Annotated in this window: 16 protein-coding genes; 10 read left to right on the top strand and 6 right to left on the bottom strand. The window is 32.6% G+C overall.

The window, feature by feature from the left end; all coding sequences use genetic code 11:
- Positions 1-180: 180 nt before the first annotated feature.
- Both HQN85_RS09560 and HQN85_RS09555 read right to left on the bottom strand, forming a co-directional pair.
- A complete protein-coding gene (locus HQN85_RS09560) occupies positions 181-951 on the bottom strand; it encodes a uroporphyrinogen-III synthase (protein WP_173271600.1) in 771 nt (256 codons plus the stop codon).
- A 17-nt stretch (positions 952-968) separates the two neighbouring features.
- On the bottom strand, positions 969-1,937 hold the full coding sequence (locus HQN85_RS09555) for a DUF4271 domain-containing protein (RefSeq protein WP_173271598.1): 969 nt from the start codon (positions 1,935-1,937) through the stop codon (positions 969-971).
- A gap of 136 nt (positions 1,938-2,073) precedes the next feature.
- On the opposite strand from HQN85_RS09555, the gene hemW reads away from it, so the two are divergent.
- The 5 genes from hemW to HQN85_RS09530 all read left to right on the top strand — a co-directional run bounded on the left by hemW (position 2,074) and on the right by HQN85_RS09530 (position 6,618).
- Positions 2,074-3,207: a radical SAM family heme chaperone HemW gene (hemW, locus tag HQN85_RS09550; protein ID WP_173271596.1), complete on the top strand. Its 1,134-nt coding sequence runs from the start codon at positions 2,074-2,076 to the stop codon at positions 3,205-3,207.
- 50 nt (positions 3,208-3,257) lie between these two features.
- Entirely contained in the window at positions 3,258-4,100 is an 843-nt protein-coding gene (locus HQN85_RS09545; protein ID WP_173271594.1) for a sterol desaturase family protein, read from the top strand.
- Positions 4,090-4,875: an SDR family oxidoreductase gene (locus HQN85_RS09540; protein WP_173271592.1), complete on the top strand. Its 786-nt coding sequence runs from the start codon at positions 4,090-4,092 to the stop codon at positions 4,873-4,875. The genes HQN85_RS09545 and HQN85_RS09540 overlap by 11 nt, the downstream gene beginning before the upstream one ends.
- 114 nt (positions 4,876-4,989) lie before the next feature.
- Positions 4,990-5,541: a fasciclin domain-containing protein gene (locus HQN85_RS09535; protein ID WP_173271591.1), complete on the top strand. Its 552-nt coding sequence runs from the start codon at positions 4,990-4,992 to the stop codon at positions 5,539-5,541.
- 195 nt (positions 5,542-5,736) lie between these two features.
- Positions 5,737-6,618, top strand: a complete 882-nt coding sequence (locus HQN85_RS09530; protein WP_173271589.1) for a cupin-like domain-containing protein — start codon at positions 5,737-5,739, stop codon at positions 6,616-6,618.
- A gap of 65 nt (positions 6,619-6,683) precedes the next feature.
- Here HQN85_RS09530 and HQN85_RS09525 read toward each other — a convergent pair whose 3' ends face one another.
- Entirely contained in the window at positions 6,684-7,118 is a 435-nt protein-coding gene (locus HQN85_RS09525) for a YybH family protein (protein ID WP_173271587.1), read from the bottom strand.
- An 86-nt stretch (positions 7,119-7,204) separates the two neighbouring features.
- On the opposite strand from HQN85_RS09525, the gene HQN85_RS09520 reads away from it, so the two are divergent.
- The 4 genes from HQN85_RS09520 (at position 7,205) to HQN85_RS09505 (ending at position 12,251) form a co-directional block, all read left to right on the top strand.
- The gene (locus HQN85_RS09520) at positions 7,205-8,296 is read left to right on the top strand and encodes a vWA domain-containing protein (RefSeq protein WP_173271585.1); all 1,092 of its coding nucleotides are present in this window, start codon (positions 7,205-7,207) and stop codon (positions 8,294-8,296) included.
- Positions 8,297-8,391: 95 nt separating this feature from the next.
- A complete protein-coding gene (locus HQN85_RS09515) occupies positions 8,392-9,873 on the top strand; it encodes a sigma 54-interacting transcriptional regulator (protein WP_173271583.1) in 1,482 nt (493 codons plus the stop codon).
- Positions 9,874-10,060: 187 nt separating this feature from the next.
- Positions 10,061-11,317: a metallophosphoesterase gene (locus HQN85_RS09510; RefSeq protein ID WP_173271581.1), complete on the top strand. Its 1,257-nt coding sequence runs from the start codon at positions 10,061-10,063 to the stop codon at positions 11,315-11,317.
- Positions 11,318-11,354: 37 nt separating this feature from the next.
- A complete protein-coding gene (locus HQN85_RS09505) occupies positions 11,355-12,251 on the top strand; it encodes a UbiA prenyltransferase family protein (RefSeq protein ID WP_173271579.1) in 897 nt (298 codons plus the stop codon).
- 69 nt (positions 12,252-12,320) lie between these two features.
- Here the strand turns inward: HQN85_RS09505 and HQN85_RS09500 are convergent, their stop codons facing one another.
- From HQN85_RS09500 to HQN85_RS09490, 3 genes are read right to left on the bottom strand one after another with little or no spacing between them, the layout of a single operon-like run.
- Positions 12,321-13,010, bottom strand: a complete 690-nt coding sequence (locus tag HQN85_RS09500) for a response regulator transcription factor (RefSeq protein ID WP_173271577.1) — start codon at positions 13,008-13,010, stop codon at positions 12,321-12,323.
- Positions 13,011-13,058: 48 nt separating this feature from the next.
- Positions 13,059-14,729 carry a sensor histidine kinase gene (locus HQN85_RS09495; protein WP_173271575.1) on the bottom strand — a complete coding sequence of 557 codons (1,671 nt, stop codon included), beginning with the start codon at positions 14,727-14,729 and terminating at the stop codon, positions 13,059-13,061.
- A gap of 14 nt (positions 14,730-14,743) precedes the next feature.
- Positions 14,744-16,606, bottom strand: a complete 1,863-nt coding sequence (locus HQN85_RS09490; RefSeq protein ID WP_246249710.1) for a S9 family peptidase — start codon at positions 16,604-16,606, stop codon at positions 14,744-14,746.
- Between the two features lie 262 nt (positions 16,607-16,868).
- On the opposite strand from HQN85_RS09490, the gene HQN85_RS09485 reads away from it, so the two are divergent.
- Complete coding sequence (locus HQN85_RS09485; RefSeq protein ID WP_173271573.1) at positions 16,869-18,677, top strand: tetratricopeptide repeat protein; 1,809 nt, start codon at positions 16,869-16,871, stop codon at positions 18,675-18,677.
- The last annotated feature ends 1 nt before the right edge of the window (position 18,678 follow it).

The raw sequence follows: 18,678 nt of genomic DNA, 5'->3' as shown, positions 1-18,678 counted from the left end.
TTATTTACACAAATAAATACACAGCACCCCGCTATATTAATTGAAAATATAACAACCTAATAATAAGTTGTTTAATTTTAATTAAGCATAATCTTAACTAAGATTTAAGGTGAAGAAAATTGTTTTTAGCCGCAGAAATTCTTCAAATATTGTTGAAGTAACGGCACATGTTATGAAAAATTACTTATTAGATTTTTTTATATAATTTTCTATTGCCATAATCATAGATGGAGCTTCAGGACTTGGTGCAGCAATATCTACTATTTGACCAGCATCTGCTGCCGCTTTGTTAGTATTTGAACCAAATGCAGCAATGCGAGTATTATTTTGCTTAAAGTCCGGAAAATTGGTATAAAGAGACTGTATACTTGATGGACTGAAAAAAGCAATTACATCGTAGAAAACTTCTGCCAAATCTGATAAATCACTAACTACCGTTTTAAATAAAACTGCAGGAGTAACATCATACCCATTTTTTTGCAAGAAATTCATGGTATCTTCTGTAGCAACATCAGAACAAGGATATAAAAATTTCTCTCCGGCATGTTTTTTCAAAACTTCTGCTAAATCAGATGCAGTTTGTTTGCCAAAGAAAATTTTACGTTTTCTATATTGAATATATTTTTGAAGATATAAGGCTGTAGATTCAGAAATACAGAAATATTTAAGATCTGCCGGAACTTCGTATCTCATTTCTTCACATATTCTAAAAAAATGATCAACAGCATTACGACTTGTAAAAACTACGGCAGTAAATTCTGCTAAGTTAATTTTGTCTTTTCTAAAATCTCTGGCTGGAACTCCTTCAACATGAATAAATGACCGAAAGTCGATTTTCAAATTGTACTTTTTAGCCAGATCAAAATAAGGTGATTTTTCTGTTTCGGGCTTTGGTAAAGTGATCAGTATACTTTTAACTTTACGTAACCTATCTTCTTTCTTTTCCTGCATTTTAACTAATTACCTCTTTAAAATCCTATTGCCTTGATTAATATTAATATAGGGCAAATTTCGAGGGTGCAAAAGTACAAAAATAAATAGACTTTTGAAAACCTATAGTGAGATAAAATATTTACACCTGCTCTAATAAATTGAAAAACAAAGATAACGACTATCAAAATAATTGCTGTTGCAATATAAAATGAGCCATATTTTATTGGAGAAAGAGCAAATGCAATAACTAAGGGAGTGAACAATAAAGAAGCATTAAAATAACTTAAATATAATATAGAAACATATTCGTGAACCGGTTTTTGAATATTAAATATATAGCCAAGCACTCGCAGCAATAAGATCTTTAACACATATAAAACAATAATAACTACCGAAATTGTTACAAAGAATTGGAAGCCATTCCTAACATAATCTAGCTTTTGATATTGGGCTACTAGATAAAAAAACATTCCAATTGTGAAACCAAATTGAACAAAAAGCAACAAAAAAGGCCAAGATGTAAAGAGATTATCTTCCTTATTTAAATTTCCTAAAGCTCTATTGCTAAAAAAAGATAATATAATTCCCATTAACTGTTTAGAAAAGACATTTTTTAAGATCGCGAATAGAACTAATAAAAAAGCAATAAAGGCTAGTATCCAAATATCGCCCTTAACCAAAATATCACCCTGTTGTCTTGGATCACTATTTACAGAGTTGCGCAAAAAATTTTCCATCAAAACCTTGAAATCAAGTTTTGGATAGCTAAAGCTCTTTTTTAAACTATCTGCGATAAGCGCCTTGGTTAAAGAATCGAGTGCTCTTAAACTGTGTGGGGTAATTGTATCTTCAGCTACTACTACATTTTGGGTGGAATCTAAACTATCTGTTACTACCGTAATATTAGAAATGCTATCAGCTGTTAGCGGTAATTGTTGCGCTTTAATGGACAGCAATAAACTACTAAAAAACAATAGATTAAGTAAAAAAACTTTTTTAAACATTGTAAATAAACAACTATATAACTGCGCCCAATTGTCACAAATTTACTGCTTTATTATTTTGTTTCCACAATAGAGCCTGTTTTAAATCTTGATGCATAATAATAGTTGCACCCTTAAATTAATTTATCTTTGTAAAATGGCTGGTATTTATATCCATATTCCTTTCTGTAAAAAGGCTTGCACCTATTGTGATTTCCACTTTTCTACCTCATTTAAATATGTTGATGAAATGACAGCAGCAATTTGCACAGAAATAAGACTTAAAAAAAATCGCATAACAGAGCAAATTGAGACTATTTATTTTGGTGGAGGTACTCCATCCGTCTTATCTGCAGCTTCCTTCCAAAAAATTTTCGATACACTTACAGAATGCTTTTCCATATCTTCCGATGCCGAAATAACTATCGAAGCCAACCCAGATGATCTTGATGCAAAAAAAATAGGTGAATTACGTCAGCTTCCGATCAATAGATTTAGTATTGGGATTCAATCTTTTTTTAATGAAGATTTAGTTTGGATGAACAGAGCACATAGTGCAGATGAAGCTATAAATTGTATCAAGAGAAGTCAAGATGCAGGATTTGAAAATTTAAGTATAGATTTAATCTATGGCTATCCATTGCTTACCGACGAAAAGTTGCTTACCAATATTCAAACTATTTTATCCTTAAAAACCCCACATATTTCTGCTTATTCTCTTACTGTTGAAGCACGTACCGCTTTAGCTAACTCGATACAAAGAGGAAAACAAACACCTATAAATGATGAACAGAGTGCTGCTCAGTTTTTATGCTTAACAAAGCAATTGACTGATCATAATTTTGAGCATTATGAAATTTCAAATTACAGTTTACCTGGCAAGTATGCAGTTCATAACACAAATTATTGGAAAGGTGTATCATATTTAGGCATTGGGCCTTCGGCACATGGTTTTGATGGACAGAACAGATACATTAATGTGGCTAACAATGCAAAATATTTAAGCGCATTAAGCTCACAAAAATTAGCTGAAGAGATCGAAGAATTAACTCAGGTAGATCGTTTCAACGAATATATCATGACCTCAATTCGCACTATGTGGGGAGTGGATTTACAAAAAATAACTGCCGATTTTGGCAAAAATTATACTGATTTAACACTCCGACAAATCAAACCATTTATTGAAAAAGGTCAGCTGGCTGTAAATAATTCTATCATCAATTTGACTCATGATGGCAAATTATTCGCAGACGGTATTGCATCGGAACTTTTTGCAACAGACGAATACTAATCTAATCGATTTTCCTTATTTTTGTTCAACATCCTCTATTATTTACTGTTATGACCCCTGAAAATTTCCTGAAATATATTTTTGACGTAGGGACCCGTTATTTTTTAATTGCTGGAATTGCTTTTTTAATTTTCTATGTACTATTTCATGAGAGATTTAGTGGAAGACGTTTGCAGAAGAAAATGCCAAAGATGTCCGACCACAAAAGAGACGTCTTTTATTCTATTATCACAATTGTAATTTTTGGCGCCTTACCAGTAATATTTTTAGAAAATGATAAAATAAGACCTTACACTCAGCTTTATCAGCACATTAGTGATCATGGTTGGGTTTATTTTATTTTAGCTTTTCCATTAATGCTACTTATTCACGATGCTTATTTTTATTGGACACACCGCATCATGCATCACCCAAAATTATTTAAACTTTTCCATTTAATTCACCATAAATCTACTAGTCCAACTCCTTGGACCGCTTATTCCTTTCATCCCTTAGAGGCAGTCGTAGAAACTGGCATATTTGTGGTTATTATTTTTATAATGCCAGTGCATCAAATACATTTGGCTGTATTTTTCACTATCGTATTTGTGTACAATGTTTATGGGCACTTAGGATATGAATTATTTTCGCCAAAATTTCACAAAAGTTGGATAGGTAGATGGATCAGTACCGGAACTGCTCATAACATGCATCATCAATTCTTTAAAGGTAATTATGGTTTGTATTTTTTATTTTGGGATAGATGGATGGGAACTTTAAGGCCAGAATTCGATCAAAAATTCTTAAACACTCCTTCTAAAAAAGAACAGATAATCACTGAAAAATCGATGGAAGAAAAGGTGATAGAAAATGATGCATTAAAAAATTCTACTGGCAATGCAGATGAAAAATAAAATTGTATGGATTACCGGAGCTTCATCTGGTATTGGCGAAGCATTAGTATATGCATACAATAAAATGGGAGCTAAATTAATTATCTCATCACGCAACCGCGACGAGCTTTTTAGAGTTAAATCTAATTGTAAAGATCAAATTAATGTACACGTTTTATCACTTGATTTAGCTGACAATCTATCTTTAAAAGGCAAGGCTGGAGAGGCTTTAAAAATCTTCGGAAAAATTGATATTTTAATTAATAGCGGCGGAATTAGTCAGAGGAGTTTAGCAATAGAAACTAATTTAGAAACCGAGAAACGCTTAATGGATGTTAATTTTTGGGGTACTGTAATTTTAAGTAAAGCCGTTTTACCTCAAATGTTAACACAAGGAAGTGGAAGTATTGTTTGCGTAAGCAGTTTAGTAGGAAAATTCGGCACTCGTTTTCGCTCTGCATACGCTGCATCAAAACATGCTTTACATGGTTATTTCGATTCACTACGCATAGAAATTGACAATCCAAACGTGCATATCATGTTGGCTTGCCCAGGTTTTATTAAGACAAAAGTTACCATCAATGCTCTAACGGCAAATGGTACAGCTCAAGGAAGCATGGACGATGCCCAAGAAAATGGGATGCTCCCTGAAGTTTGTGCCGAACAAATCATTAAAGCAATCGAAGCCAAAAAAGAAGAGGTATATATTGGTGGTAAAGAAGTAAAAGGAATATTATTGAAACGTTTTTTTCCACGTTTATTTTCTAAAATTATCCGCAAAGCTAAAGTGACTTAATGCGATTTTAAATTTTAATTAGTTAAAAATCAACATTTTAAATCTTTAATTGAATTTACTTCAATCCATAGGTTTTTATTCTGCGTATCTGCTTTCATATCAAATTAAAAAATTATGAAAAGAATATTCCTATCTGCGATTGCTGTAATAACAATAGCATTCACAACTCAAGTTAACGCACAGAAAAATCCAATGGTTGGTGGCGCCGAAATGTATCCAACAAAAAACATTGTTGAAAATGCCTTGAATTCAAAAGACCATACTACCCTAGTTGCTGCTGTTGGCGCTGCAGGTTTAGTTGAAACTTTAAAAAGCGCTGGTCCGTTTACAGTTTTTGCACCAACAAATGATGCATTTGCAAAATTACCTGCAGGAACAGTAGATATGCTGGTAAAACCAGAGAACAAAGCGACTTTAACCACCATTTTAACTTATCACGTAGTTGCAGGTAAAATGGGAAGTAAAGAAATTGCTGCTGCAATTAAAGCTGGCGGTGGTAAAGCAGAATTGACAACAGTACAAGGTGGAAAATTGTGGGCTTGGATGGAAGGTAAAAATTTAATGCTTAAAGATGAAAAAGGTGGAATGGCTAAAGTTACTATCAAAGACGTTTTTCAAAGTAATGGTGTTATCCATGTAATTGATACCGTTTTAATGCCAAAATAAATATTCAATCTTTTTAGGTAAATGTTTAATACGAGGGCGTTCTGATATTCAGAGCGCTTTTTTATTTACATTGAATTATCATAGGCTTAACATTTGTGAGATTAATCATATTTTTTTTAAATTTTAATTTACACTTTTGTGTTGGTGAAATAATTAAACGATTTTTTTCGCCTAAAATTTACTTTATTGCACATTATGAGCTTTATTTTAAAACCAGTTGACACCGTTGAAACCATAAGCAGAGAAGATTTTAAAAAAAACTATCTCGATGCCGGAAAACCATTAATTATTAAAGGATTGACTAAAGATTGGCCAGCCCGTGAAAAATGGACAACCGATTATTTAAAGGAAATTGGCGGAAATATTGAAGTTAACCTAGTGGATAATTCTAAGGCCGACCCTACTAAACCAATTAATGCTTCAATTGCTAGCATGAAGTTTGGCGATTATTTGGATCTGATTAAAAGAGAACCTACCGAATTACGTATCTTCTTTTTTAATTTGTTTAAGCATGTTCCAAGTTTAATTAACGACATTAAAATTCCTAAAGATTTAATGGGCGGTTTTATAGAAAGCATGCCAGCTATGTTTTTTGGCGGTTCTAATTCTGTTACTTTTTTACATTACGATATAGATTTACCACATCTTTTCCATACTCATTTTGGCGGACGAAAACACATCATTCTATTTGACAATAAATGGAAGAAACGTTTATACTGTATTCCAAATGCAACTTATGCCCTAGAAGATTATGATGTTGCAAATCCTGATTTTGAGAAATTCCCAGCGTTAAAAGGCGTAGAAGGCTATGAAGTTTTTTTAGAGCATGGCGACACTTTATTTATGCCTACAGGAATGTGGCATTGGATGAAATATTTAGATGGTTCTTTCTCGCTAAGTTTAAGAGCTTGGGATGCATCTCTTAGTAGAAAAGCTGCAAGTGTTTTCAATTTAGCCGTTAAAGGTGGAGTAGATAGCTTATTAAAAATGGCTTTTAAAGCTCCATATGCACAATGGAGAGAAAAATTAGCTATTAAACGTGCCGAAAGAGCTTTAAAAAACGGCAATCCAAAATAACTTTTATACAGATACTTTAAAGGTCGAAGCAATAAATGTTTCGACCTTTTTTATTTCCCAATAGATTAACTTGAATGATCTACCACAATTTTCCAAACACCGTTTATCTTCCGCAATAGAAGTGTGAAATATCCTTTAAGTTCATTTTTTTCCTGTTTCACATTCCAACTTCCCAAAACAAAAGCTCTATCTTTGGTTAGAAGGTCAACTTTTTTTATTCCAAAGGTTAAAAAACCCATTGCCGCCTTATTGGGATAACCCTTTTTGTAGTTATCCAATGTTTTTTGCCAACCATACGTTGCCCCGCTCTTTCCTACAAACAATAAACTATCGTTTTTCCAATACCCTTGCATAAAAGCTTCAACATTACCTTTATTCCATTCTGTTCGTTGCTTTTCTAAAAGGTTTAAAATAGCTTGTTTATCGTTAATTTTTTGCGCTTGAACTTGGAAAGAAAATAAACAAGTTAGTACGAGTATCAATTTTATAATCTGTTTCATCTTTAAATATAGTAAGGTATTTTTACAAGTCCATAACATTAATTCATTCTCAAACTTTTACCTTCGATACTACGTTTATATAACTCATGAGAGGATTTCAATTTTCTAAGTTTTTACCGAATAAGTTGCCAAAAGGTGGTTTCGATGAATTGCTTAAGCTTTTTACCGAATTACTAAATTACACTGCTGGCGATGCTGGAGAAACTTTAGCTTGGATGAATGAACTTGATAAGCAATACAAATTCACCAATAACGATTATGCCATGGGCGATTTTATTGATGATTTAAAAGAAAAAGGTTATCTCAAAGAGAAAAATGGTGAAGTAAAAATTACTGCAAAAACTGAACAGACTATTCGAAAATCTGCCTTAGAAGAAATATTTGGCAAGTTAAAAAAGGCTGGAAAAGGAAATCACAATAGTAATATTTCGGGCATTGGAGAAGAAAAAAATGCCGACCGCCGCGAATATAACTTCGGCGATAGTTTAGACCAAATTGACATGACTGCATCAATTCAAAATGCGCAAATAAATCATGGTATTGGTAATTTCACACTTACAGAAAAGGATTTAGAGGTTGAAGAAAAAGATTACAAAACATTAACCTCAACTGTATTAATGATAGATATTTCTCATTCTATGATTTTATATGGTGAAGACAGGATTACTCCTGCAAAAAAAACGGCAATGGCACTAGCCGAGCTGATTAAAACAAAATATCCAAAAGATACCTTAGATATTGTAGTTTTTGGAAATGACGCTTGGCCAATTACTATAAAAGATTTGCCTTATTTACAAGTTGGTCCCTATCATACAAATACCTTAGCAGGATTAGAATTAGCGACAGATTTATTGCGTCGCAGAAAAACCCACAACAAACAAATTTTTATGATTACCGATGGGAAACCAACCTGTTTGAAGGAGAATGGTCGATATTATAAAAATAGTATGGGTTTGGACAGAAAAGTAATTGGCAAAACTTTAAATATGGCAGCACAATGTAAACGTTTAAATATCCCAATAACAACATTTATGATTGCTCAAGATCCGTACTTACAACAATTTGTAAGACAGTTCACTCAAATAAATGGTGGTAGAGCTTTTTATAGTTCATTAACTGGTTTAGGTGAATACATCTTTGAAGATTATATTAAAAACAGAAGAAAAACTTTTAGATAGTTCGAAGGTTTTAGCTGAAAGTGGGGAAGATAAAAATCAAAACTTCAAACTTGCGGACTTTACTGACTTTCGGACTTACTGACTAAATAAAAAATATGCAAGCAAAAACATTAGGCGAATTAAAGGCCACCAATTATATTTCACTTAGCGTTAAAGATGAATTAAGAAAAAACTTAATTACACAGCTTCAACAAAAAGAGCTTGGTTTTGAGGGAATACTTGGTTACGACGAAACCGTTATCCCAGAATTGCAAACTGCTATTCTATCACGACATAATGTTTTGTTATTAGGGTTACGCGGTCAGGCGAAAACTAGAATTGCCCGTTTAATGGTAAATTTATTAGACGAATATATTCCTTACGTTGCAGGAAGCGAAATTTTCGACGATCCATTAAATCCGATCTCATGGTTTGCTAAAAACGAGATTGAACAAAAAGGAGATAACACTCCTATTTTATGGCTGCACCGAAGCGAACGTTATACAGAAAAATTGGCTACACCAGATGTTACGGTTGCAGATTTAATTGGCGATGTAGATCCGATCAAAGCAGCAACCTTAAAGTTAACATATAACGATGAACGCGTAATCCATTTTGGTTTAATTCCAAGAGCACATCGCGGAATTTTTGTAATTAATGAATTACCCGACTTGCAAGCTCGTATTCAAGTAGCTTTATTTAATATGCTACAAGAAAAAGACATTCAAATTCGTGGTTTTAAATTACGTTTACCGTTAGATGTTCAATTTGTATTTACTGCAAATCCAGAAGATTATACCAATCGTGGCAGCATTGTAACGCCTTTAAAAGACAGAATTGAAAGCCAAATTTTAACGCATTATCCAAAAACAGTAGAAATTTCTCGAAAAATCACTTTTCAGGAAGCAAAATTAACTGAAGAGCAACGTTTAATTGAAGTTGATGGCCTACTTAAAGATTTAATTGAACAAGTGGCTTTTGAAGCACGTAAAAGTGAATTTATCGATCAAAAATCTGGAGTTTCGGCCAGGCTAACGATCTCAGCTTATGAGAATTTAATTAGTAACGCAGAGCGAAGAATGCTCATTAATCATGAAAAATCAACTTTTGTGCGTTTGGCCGATTTAAGTGGAATTATTCCAGCGGTTACTGGTAAAATAGAATTAGTTTACGAAGGCGAATTAGAAGGCCCCGCTAAAGTTGCACATACATTAATTGGGAAAGCAATTAAACATTTATTTGCTCGTTATTTTCCAGATCCAGAAAGGGCTAAGAAAAGCAAAACAGCTAATCCGTTTACCAAAATTACCGAATGGTTTACAGAAGGTAATACGATAGACATTGGCGATGATTTGAAGTTTGACGATTACAAAAAGAAACTAATGAATGTTGAAGGATTGCATGAATTAGTTCAGAAGTTTCATCCTAAATTAAGTGAGAACCAAACGCTTTTATTGATGGAATTTGTATTGCATGGTTTAGCAGAATTTTCACAACTAAGCAAAAACTATTTAACAGGTGGCTTTGGTTTCTCTGATATGTTTGATAGTCTTTTTAATGTAGATTTAACAGATGAAGACGAGGATGATTTTAGGTAATTAGTGATTACAACAAATCATCCGAACTGTCATTTCGACTGGAGCGCAGCGACATAGAGAAATCTTTTGAACTTTGGTTACCAATTCCAAGGATTCCCCACAGAGTCAAAATGACAGTGTGCCCATAATAGAACATGAAACAAATCATCTTTACGATCATCTAACTAAAAAATAAATTATACCATAAATGGGAAGAACAGGATTTTTAACTATACTTTGCCTAATAGTTCTTTTACTAGATTATTATTGTTACAAAGCTATCATTAGCGTTTTTAAAAAATGGTCGCTTAAAACTAAAAGAAATTTTACCATTGTTTGGTGGACGATTAATCTTTCATTGATAGTTGGTGTTTTTGCAGCAATTTATCTCAATTTATTTTTAACGATAAGAGCAATTATTTTGGTTGCTTTTTTCCTATTAAGTGTAGGAAAAGTTTTCATGCTTCCATTTCTATTAATTGATGATTTAAGAAGATTTTTTATCAAATTATTTAGATTACCTAAAACGAATCAACCAAACAACCAAACAGCTAAACAACCAATTGGCGAACCTATTAGTCGCTCTTCTTTTTTAGTTAAAGCCGGTCTTTTAGCAGCTGCAGTTCCATTAAGCTCTTTAAGTTGGGGTATTATTTCTGGCGCATACGATTACAAAGTAAAGCGTGTAAAATTGGTCCTTCCTAATTTACCAAAAGCTTTTGATGGTATTAAATTAGGACAAATATCAGATATCCATTCTGGCAGTTTTTACAATAAAACAGCGGTAAAAGGTGGTGTAGAAATGCTGATGGCAGAAAAACCAGATTTTATTTTTTTTACAGGTGATTTAGTGAACAACTTAACAAATGAAGTAAAGGATTATCAAGATATCTTTTCAAAAGTTAAAGCACCGCTAGGTGTGTATTCTACATTAGGTAATCACGATTATGGAGATTACTATTTTGGCAAAGAAAGTTCTCCTGCCAAGGTGAAAAATTTGCAGGATATGATTACCACTCATAAATTAATGGGTTACGATTTATTAATGAATGAAAACAGACGTTTAAAAGTTGATGGGGAAGAAATTGGAATTTTAGGCATAGAAAATTGGGGAATGGGGCGTTTTCCTAAATACGGTAAAATGGAGCTAGCACATAAAAACACCGAAGATTTACCTGTTAAATTACTCCTTTCTCATGACCCATCACATTGGCGTGGTGAAGTTTTAGAAAAATATCAAGATGTTGATGCGATGTTTAGCGGCCATACACACGGCATGCAGTTCGGCGTTAGATTAAAAGAATTTCAGTGGAGCCCTGTGCAGTATATCTATAAAGAATGGGCAGGACTTTACAGAGAGAAACAACAACAACTTTATGTAAATGTCGGGTATGGCTTTTTAGGATATCCTGGACGTGTAGGAGTTTTACCAGAAATTACGATATTTGAATTAAAGCGATCTTAATTAGCAAAATAATAGATTGCTAATTTGATATTATACTATGTTAAAAAAAGCATTCTTTTCTGTATTAGATTTTCTGCTTTTTAGCAATCTTTTCATTGCCATTTGCGCCGTTGCTCAGGGCTTAGTAACCTATTATCTCCTAAAGCTTCCACCAGACATCTATGTTTTAGCCTTTGTTTTCTTCTCTACCTTGTTGATCTACAACTTAAGTATGTTGTTATCCAAGCCCAAAGAACCACAAAAATCACCTTTTAAAAGAGTTCGCTGGATTTTTTCCCATCACCGATTAATTATATCTATAACGCTAATTGCTATACTCTGCATAATTCCATTAGGTTTATTGTATTTAAGTTTTCAGGCAAAACTATTAATGGCTTTTGTTGGGTTAATATCAGTTGCTTATAATTTTCCCTTTTTAAGCTTAAATCAAAAAAAGATAGGATTAAGAAACTTGCCAGGAATCAAATTGTTTTTAATTGCTTTCGTTTGGTCGGTAAGTTGTGTGCTCTTACCAATTGTAGAACTCGAAAATAACCGTAATGTAGTTATCCCATTGGGAGAAACTTTATTGTTGGTAGCTAAGCGTTTTTTGTTTATTTGTGCAATTACCATCCCTTTTGATATTCGTGATCTTTTTCAGGATAAACTTTATGAGTTGAAAACTATTCCGGTAATGTTAGGCGAAAAAAAAGCATGGATTTTCTGTCAAGCCTTACTAGGAGCCTATTTAATTTTGCTCGTTCTTTTCACTAAGAATATCAATTTAGATGTAATAGGCTTAGCTTTAACTATTTTCTTAACAGGGTGGTTGATTTTTAAATCGAACTTTAAAAGAAATGAATATTATTATTTCTTTTACTTAGATGGAACAATGCTTTTGCAATGGGTAATTCTGTTTACTATACATTTCTTGAGCTCGATAGTACCCATTTAAAAATGAAGGCATAAAAAATCCTGAATTTCATCCCTATGATACGACTTGGAAAGAAATTCAGGACAAATGTTATCCAGCATTAAAGCGATATCCTATACCGCGTACTGTTTGTAATAATTGAGGATTATCTGGATTAAGTTCTATTTTTTTACGCAATCTAACAATATGCATATCAAGTGTGCGGGTATTCACATCAGAGTTGTAACCCCAAACCACTAACATCAATTCATCACGATTAATTACTTTATTTGGATTACGCAAAAAGTATAATAATATTCGATTTTCTAAAATAGTAAGCTCAATTTTTTTACCATCACGATATAAGGTATGAATATTAGGATGATGTTCCATGTTACCAAAACGATGAATTTCAGAACGATCGTTGTTGAGTAAGAATTTAACTTTACTTTCTAACATCGCTACCAAAACATCCATATTAAAAGGCTTGGTCACATAATCTGAAGCACCAAAATTATAGGCATCAATTTTATCTACATCTTGTGCTTTTGCAGTCATCATAATCACCAAACCTTCGTATCCTTGTTTACGCACCTCTTCGCAAACTTCTGCACCCTCTTTCCCTGGCAACATCCAATCTAACAGCACAATTTCTGGCTTTTCTGCCATAATCGTTTCTATAGCAGTTGTACCATCGCTATTTTCTAACACTTGATATCCTTCTGCTTGTAAGCGATGAACTACTAAAAAACGTAAATTTTCATCATCCTCAACTATCAGTATTTTAATTCCTTTAGACATATTTTTTTTCTAAGGTTGTTATATTACAACGTTTCAAATTTGCAACGATTAATTATTATAAGGCAATACAATTTTAAATTCTGTTCCTTTATCTACAACACTTTTCACTGAAATTTCGCCGTTCATAAAGTTAACAAGTTCCTTACAAAAAGCCAAACCCAAACCCACACTCCCATTTTGATTATATCGGTTCTGAATACGATAAAACTTTTTAAAGATATTATTTATTTCTGATGATGGAATACCTATCCCAGCGTCTTTAAATCGAAGTACAACTCTATCTTTTATTAATCGAGCACTAATGTGCAATTTTTTACGATCTGACGGAGAATATTTGTAAGAATTTTCTACTAAATTATCGAACAAACTACCCAATAAAACTGGATCTGTTATAAATGTTTTAAAGCCAGAAACCTCATAGGTAAATTCAAAATCCGGATGCTTTAATTGGTGTACATCTATTGTACTTTCAATAAAGTCGAGCATATTAATCTCATCCTGATTTAAGGTAATTGCCTTATTTTCTATTTGTGTAAATGCTAGCAATTTATTCATCAAACCGTTCAGCTTATCAGCTTCCTCGTCTAATATTTTACCATACAGTTGCTGCTCACGTTCGGTTAAACTAGCTGCACTTTTAATATTATTTCCAGCAATCTTAATTACACTTACAGGTGTTTTAAATTCATGTGTTAAATTAGTCACGAAATCATATTGTAGCTTAAACATTTTATGATTGATATTTAAGTTTCGATAAATTAAAAAAGCAACTAATACTAAAACGCCATAAACAAGTAACAATAAAGCAGCAATTGGTAAAAAATAGCTGAAGATCTCTTTTTTTACGAAAGATTTAGAGGAAATGAAATAAAGTTTATAGTCTGAAAATGCTCCTCCCAAAGTAATTTCTCCCGTAACGTATTCTGACGAAGTATCTAAAGGATCGTAAGTAATAGGTTCAATCCTAATGTTCTGATATAATAAAGGTCTGGAATTTTTAATCTTAATCTTGTAAGGGTCTAACTCAAAAGAAAGCATATCTTGTTCATACACAGGATCAGATTGGAGTTTAGTACTCACCATTTTTTTATACGTTTTCAGCAACTCATGACTTGGTATATTGAAATAATCGATGTGATTAGAGCGTGTATTTGTGAAATTACTAAACAGCTCCTCTTGGCTTGGAACCTTTGTTGTATCTAATTTTTGAATAAAATTGATGAGTTTTATAGAAAGTGCTGTAAAATCATCCAAGCTCACATTTTTACGAACTTCATTTTCTCCAAAAAGCTTAATCGAATCTTTAGGCACTAGACTTCCAAACTGATATGCACTTTTCATTCCAATGGAAAAATCGCCAATATTAAGCCCATTTTCTTCGTATTTCACATTTCTTACCTGCGTATCGTAAAATATCACTTTAGATACAAAAGGGTATTGTAATAATACTGTATCTACAAATTTAGAAGCAGTTGCCGAATCTAAATAACCATTGTAATATGAAATTTCGGGTAGTTTATTTAAAAAGAAATCATTGTATGGTTTTATACTTTCTTCGAGCACATTAGCTTTTGCCGAAACAAAGTCGTTTTCTATGTTCTTTTTACTAAAATTAAACGCTAAAAAAAGAGAAAGGATAAATAAGATAGAAATTAAGACAATAAACGTTACTATCAGTGAAAAATTCTTGCGATAACCACTATCCTTTTCTGAAATCATTTTTGATTTGCGGATTATTTCTTCTTTAAATTACTTTCTAAAAATTGTTCCAAAGCTGTGTAAACCCTTTGGCGACTTTCTTCGCGGTTCATAGGAAAAGGCGTTTCGTCATTTTCAAAATAAGTTACTGATACATTGCGTTTTTTTAATTCTTTAACGAACTGTATTGCATCACTTGAGTTAATGCGAGGGTCTTTAATATTTTGAGTAATAAAGATAGGAATATTAATTTTATCAGCATGGAAGACGGGTGAAGCTTGGCGCATGTAATCTACATCAGTATCTGGATTACCTAAAATATCATAAAACATCTGCAAATTCGATTTAAAATACGGTGGAATTGATTTCAAATAGCTGAATAAATTAAGCACTCCAGAATTCGATGCTGCACATTTATATAATTTTGGACTTTTAATAGCGCCATTTAATGCAATATAGCCGCCAAAACCGCTGCCATAAATTGCTATTTTTTGAGGATTAGCAATCTTTTTATTAATTAACCATAATACACCATTATCAACGTCATCTTGTATTTTAGCACCCCATTGTTTAAACCCTGCAGCATAAAAGTCCTTTCCATAACCCGTAGAACCACGATAGTTTACTTGTAAAACTGCATAACCTCTATTAGCAAGAAATTGAACTTCAGCGTTAAAACCCCATGTATTGCGCTGACCTGGGCCGTTGTGCGGCATTACTACAACAGGCAAATTCTTAGCATTAGAATTTAATGGTAGCGTTAAATAACCATTTATCTTTAACCCATCCCTTGCAATATAACTAATGGGCTTCATTTCGCACATTTCATCTTCATTAATTGCAGAATTAATATCGCTCAACTTTTTTAACGTCCCAGTATTAACGATATACAAATAATAAGAACCAGGATTTCTATCTGTAAATGTTCTTACTACAAATACATTTTCATTTTTATCTCTGTCAATTATTCTCGATTCTGTTTTTGGCAATAGCTCATCTAGCTTTTGATAAAGAACCTTTGCATCATTATCTAAATAATGTTTTTCTTTCTTCCAATTTTCATAGACAACGTAAGCCATTTTTCCCTTTTGCCTTGAATATTGTGCATTAACTACATTTAAGGTATCGTTAGCAAAGAGTACACTTTTTTCCTTTCCAGTAGTACAATCTAATTCGATTAAGGCATTTTTATCTCTATTTACATTAGAGATCGCATAAACAATATTTGGTTTATCTTCAGAAAATGCAACGGGAAATAACTTTGTTTTAAAATTGTTGGTAAGGATTGGCTTAAATTTCTGTTCTTCGTTTTCTCGGTACAACACAGTTTCATTTACGCCATCACTTGAAACGGCCATGCGAAGTTTACCTCGAGAATCTGTTACCCAATTGGTAATATTACCCGGATTTTGTGCAGCCATTTCCATTTTCCCATCCCTAACATTTAAGCGGTAAACATCAGAAACTGTAGAATCTCTTTTATTAGAAAGCACTAATAAAAATTTATCATCAATCAACTGATCTTCCAAAACTCTAATTCTACTTTTCTCATTATTGCCTAGCAGCCGCTCATTTGTGCCATCTTGATTAATAATATAGAGGTCTGACTGAAAACGTTCTCCAGCTTTTTCTTTATAATAAATTAACTCCTTATTACTTACCCAAGAATAAAAGTTGATGTTTTTATCACGCAAATGTGTTAGTTGAACAACTTTTCCAGTTGCAATATCTTCAACAAAAAGATTTTGCTTTTTGCCTTGTAACTTTAAATAAGACAAACTTTTACCATCAGGAGAAACATGATAAGTTGCTCTATCCTGCGATTTAAAAAAATCATTAACAGGAATAATTGCAACTTTATTTCCTTGCTTACAGGCAAAGAAGGATGCAACAAGCATTATCAAAACATATCTCTTCCAGATCATCATCATAGTTAAATCGAATACAAAAATAAGCAACCTATTCGCCAAAGGCATTAAATAGTAACATTGTTACTTATCCTTCAAAATACCCTTCGAAGTCTCAATGTAGCAACATTGTACTTTATTCAAATAAAATATGAGTAACATTTAGAATACGCTTTAACAATTTTCGTTATTTTAGCAATTAAGCTAACCAGCGTTCTAACGCTTAAATTTAAACTTACGTTTATCCATTTTAATGAAGAAGTTTCTCATACTTAGTTTACTAACCTTTTCTTCCTTACTGCTACATGCACAAGATAATGTAGATGAAGCTTTGGCATATCAATATTATCAGCAAGCAGAGTATGAGAAAGCTGCAGTTTTACTTGAGAAGTTGTTCAATGCTACGAAAAACGACAGCTATTTTGAGCTTTATTTTACATCTCTCATTAAAATAAAAAAATACAATGAAGCAGAAAATCTTCTTAAAAAACTGATTAAACAAAACCCTACAAAAACACAATATGCGATTGCTTTAGGTAGAGTTTACCAAGAAAATGGGCGTATTGCGGAAGCAAATAAATCATTTCTTGATGCCATAAACAACACGCCAAAAGACGAATATAAATTTAGAGAATTAGCTAATAGTTTCTATCGGTTTGAAGCCTATGACATGGCAATTCTAGCTCTTTTACAAGGCAGGAAATCATTTGGTGACCAACAACTATTTGTATATGATTTGCTTAGTATTTATCGCTTTAAGAAAGATAAAAAAATGTTAATCGAGGAATATCTAAATGCTCTACCAAGCAATCCGCAGTTATTATCCCAAGCAGAAAATGTGCTATCATCTGTATTTGAAGATAATATAGATTATCAATTACTGCAAACTGCACTACTCAAAAAAATACAAAAAGATCCGCAAACAGAGGTTTACACCGAGTTGCTCACATGGCAATACATACAGCAACAGGATTATGAAATGGCGCTGAGGCAATTAATTGCGCAAGATAAACGCACAAAAGGAGATGGATTGTTATTGTTTAATTCGGCAGATACTTTTACTGCTAACAAAGCTTTTTCGACTGCTATAAAAGCTTATGAATATATTTTAACCAAAGGGCCAGAGAATGAATTATATATCCCAGCTAAAATTGAATTAATTAATGCGAAGTATGAACTGGCAGTTGCTGGAAAAATTGATAGACAAGCAATCCAAGTTTTAGCAACTGAATACCAGGAAATTTTAACGAAATATGGTAAAACCCCACAAACTCTTTTTGCATTAAAAAAATTGGCTTATTTGCAAGCTTATTATCTTAACGACTTAAAGAAAGCAGAAGCAACTTTAGAAGAAGGACTACAAGTAAAAGGGATCTCTAATGCAGATATTGGTCAGATAAAAATAGATTTAGGTGATATTTATATTTTAACCAAACAACCTTGGGAAGCCATTTTAGTATATGAACAAGTGGCTAAACAATTCGAGAATCAGCCAATTGGAAATGAAGCTCGTTATCGCTCTGCTAGAGTTAATTTTTATGTTGGTGATTTTGACTATGCTAAATCTCAAGCTGATGTTTTAAAAGCGTCTACTACACAACTAATTGCAAATGATGCTTTAAATTTAAGTCTATTATTATCAGACAATCTACAAAGTAAGAATGACAGTTTAGCACTCAAAATGTATGCTGATGCAGAAATGCTTCAATTCATGAACCTATCAGATCAAGCTTTGAGCAAATTAGATAGCATTGATATCTCATATCCAAATAATAGTTTAATGGATGATATCTTAATGGCGAAAGCTAAAATTTATGTAAAAACTAATGAGATAAATAAAGCGGTTATAACATTGAAAGAATTAATTACAACCCAAACCAGTAGCATTTGGATTGACGATGCTTTATTTACATTGGCCGATATTTTAGAAAAGAAACTCAATAATCCAGAGGAGGCAAAAAAATTATACCAGCAATTAATGAATGATTATCCTGGAAGTATGTTTAATGCAGAGGCCAGGAAACGTTTTAGAAATATCCGTGGTGATAATGTAGGCACTTAAT

It is taken from the genome of Pedobacter boryungensis (assembly GCF_013204825.1).
In the GTDB taxonomy this organism is placed as follows: domain Bacteria; phylum Bacteroidota; class Bacteroidia; order Sphingobacteriales; family Sphingobacteriaceae; genus Pedobacter; species Pedobacter boryungensis.
Note: the sequence above shows the minus strand (reverse complement) of the source record. Positions and strands in the feature narration are given on the sequence as shown.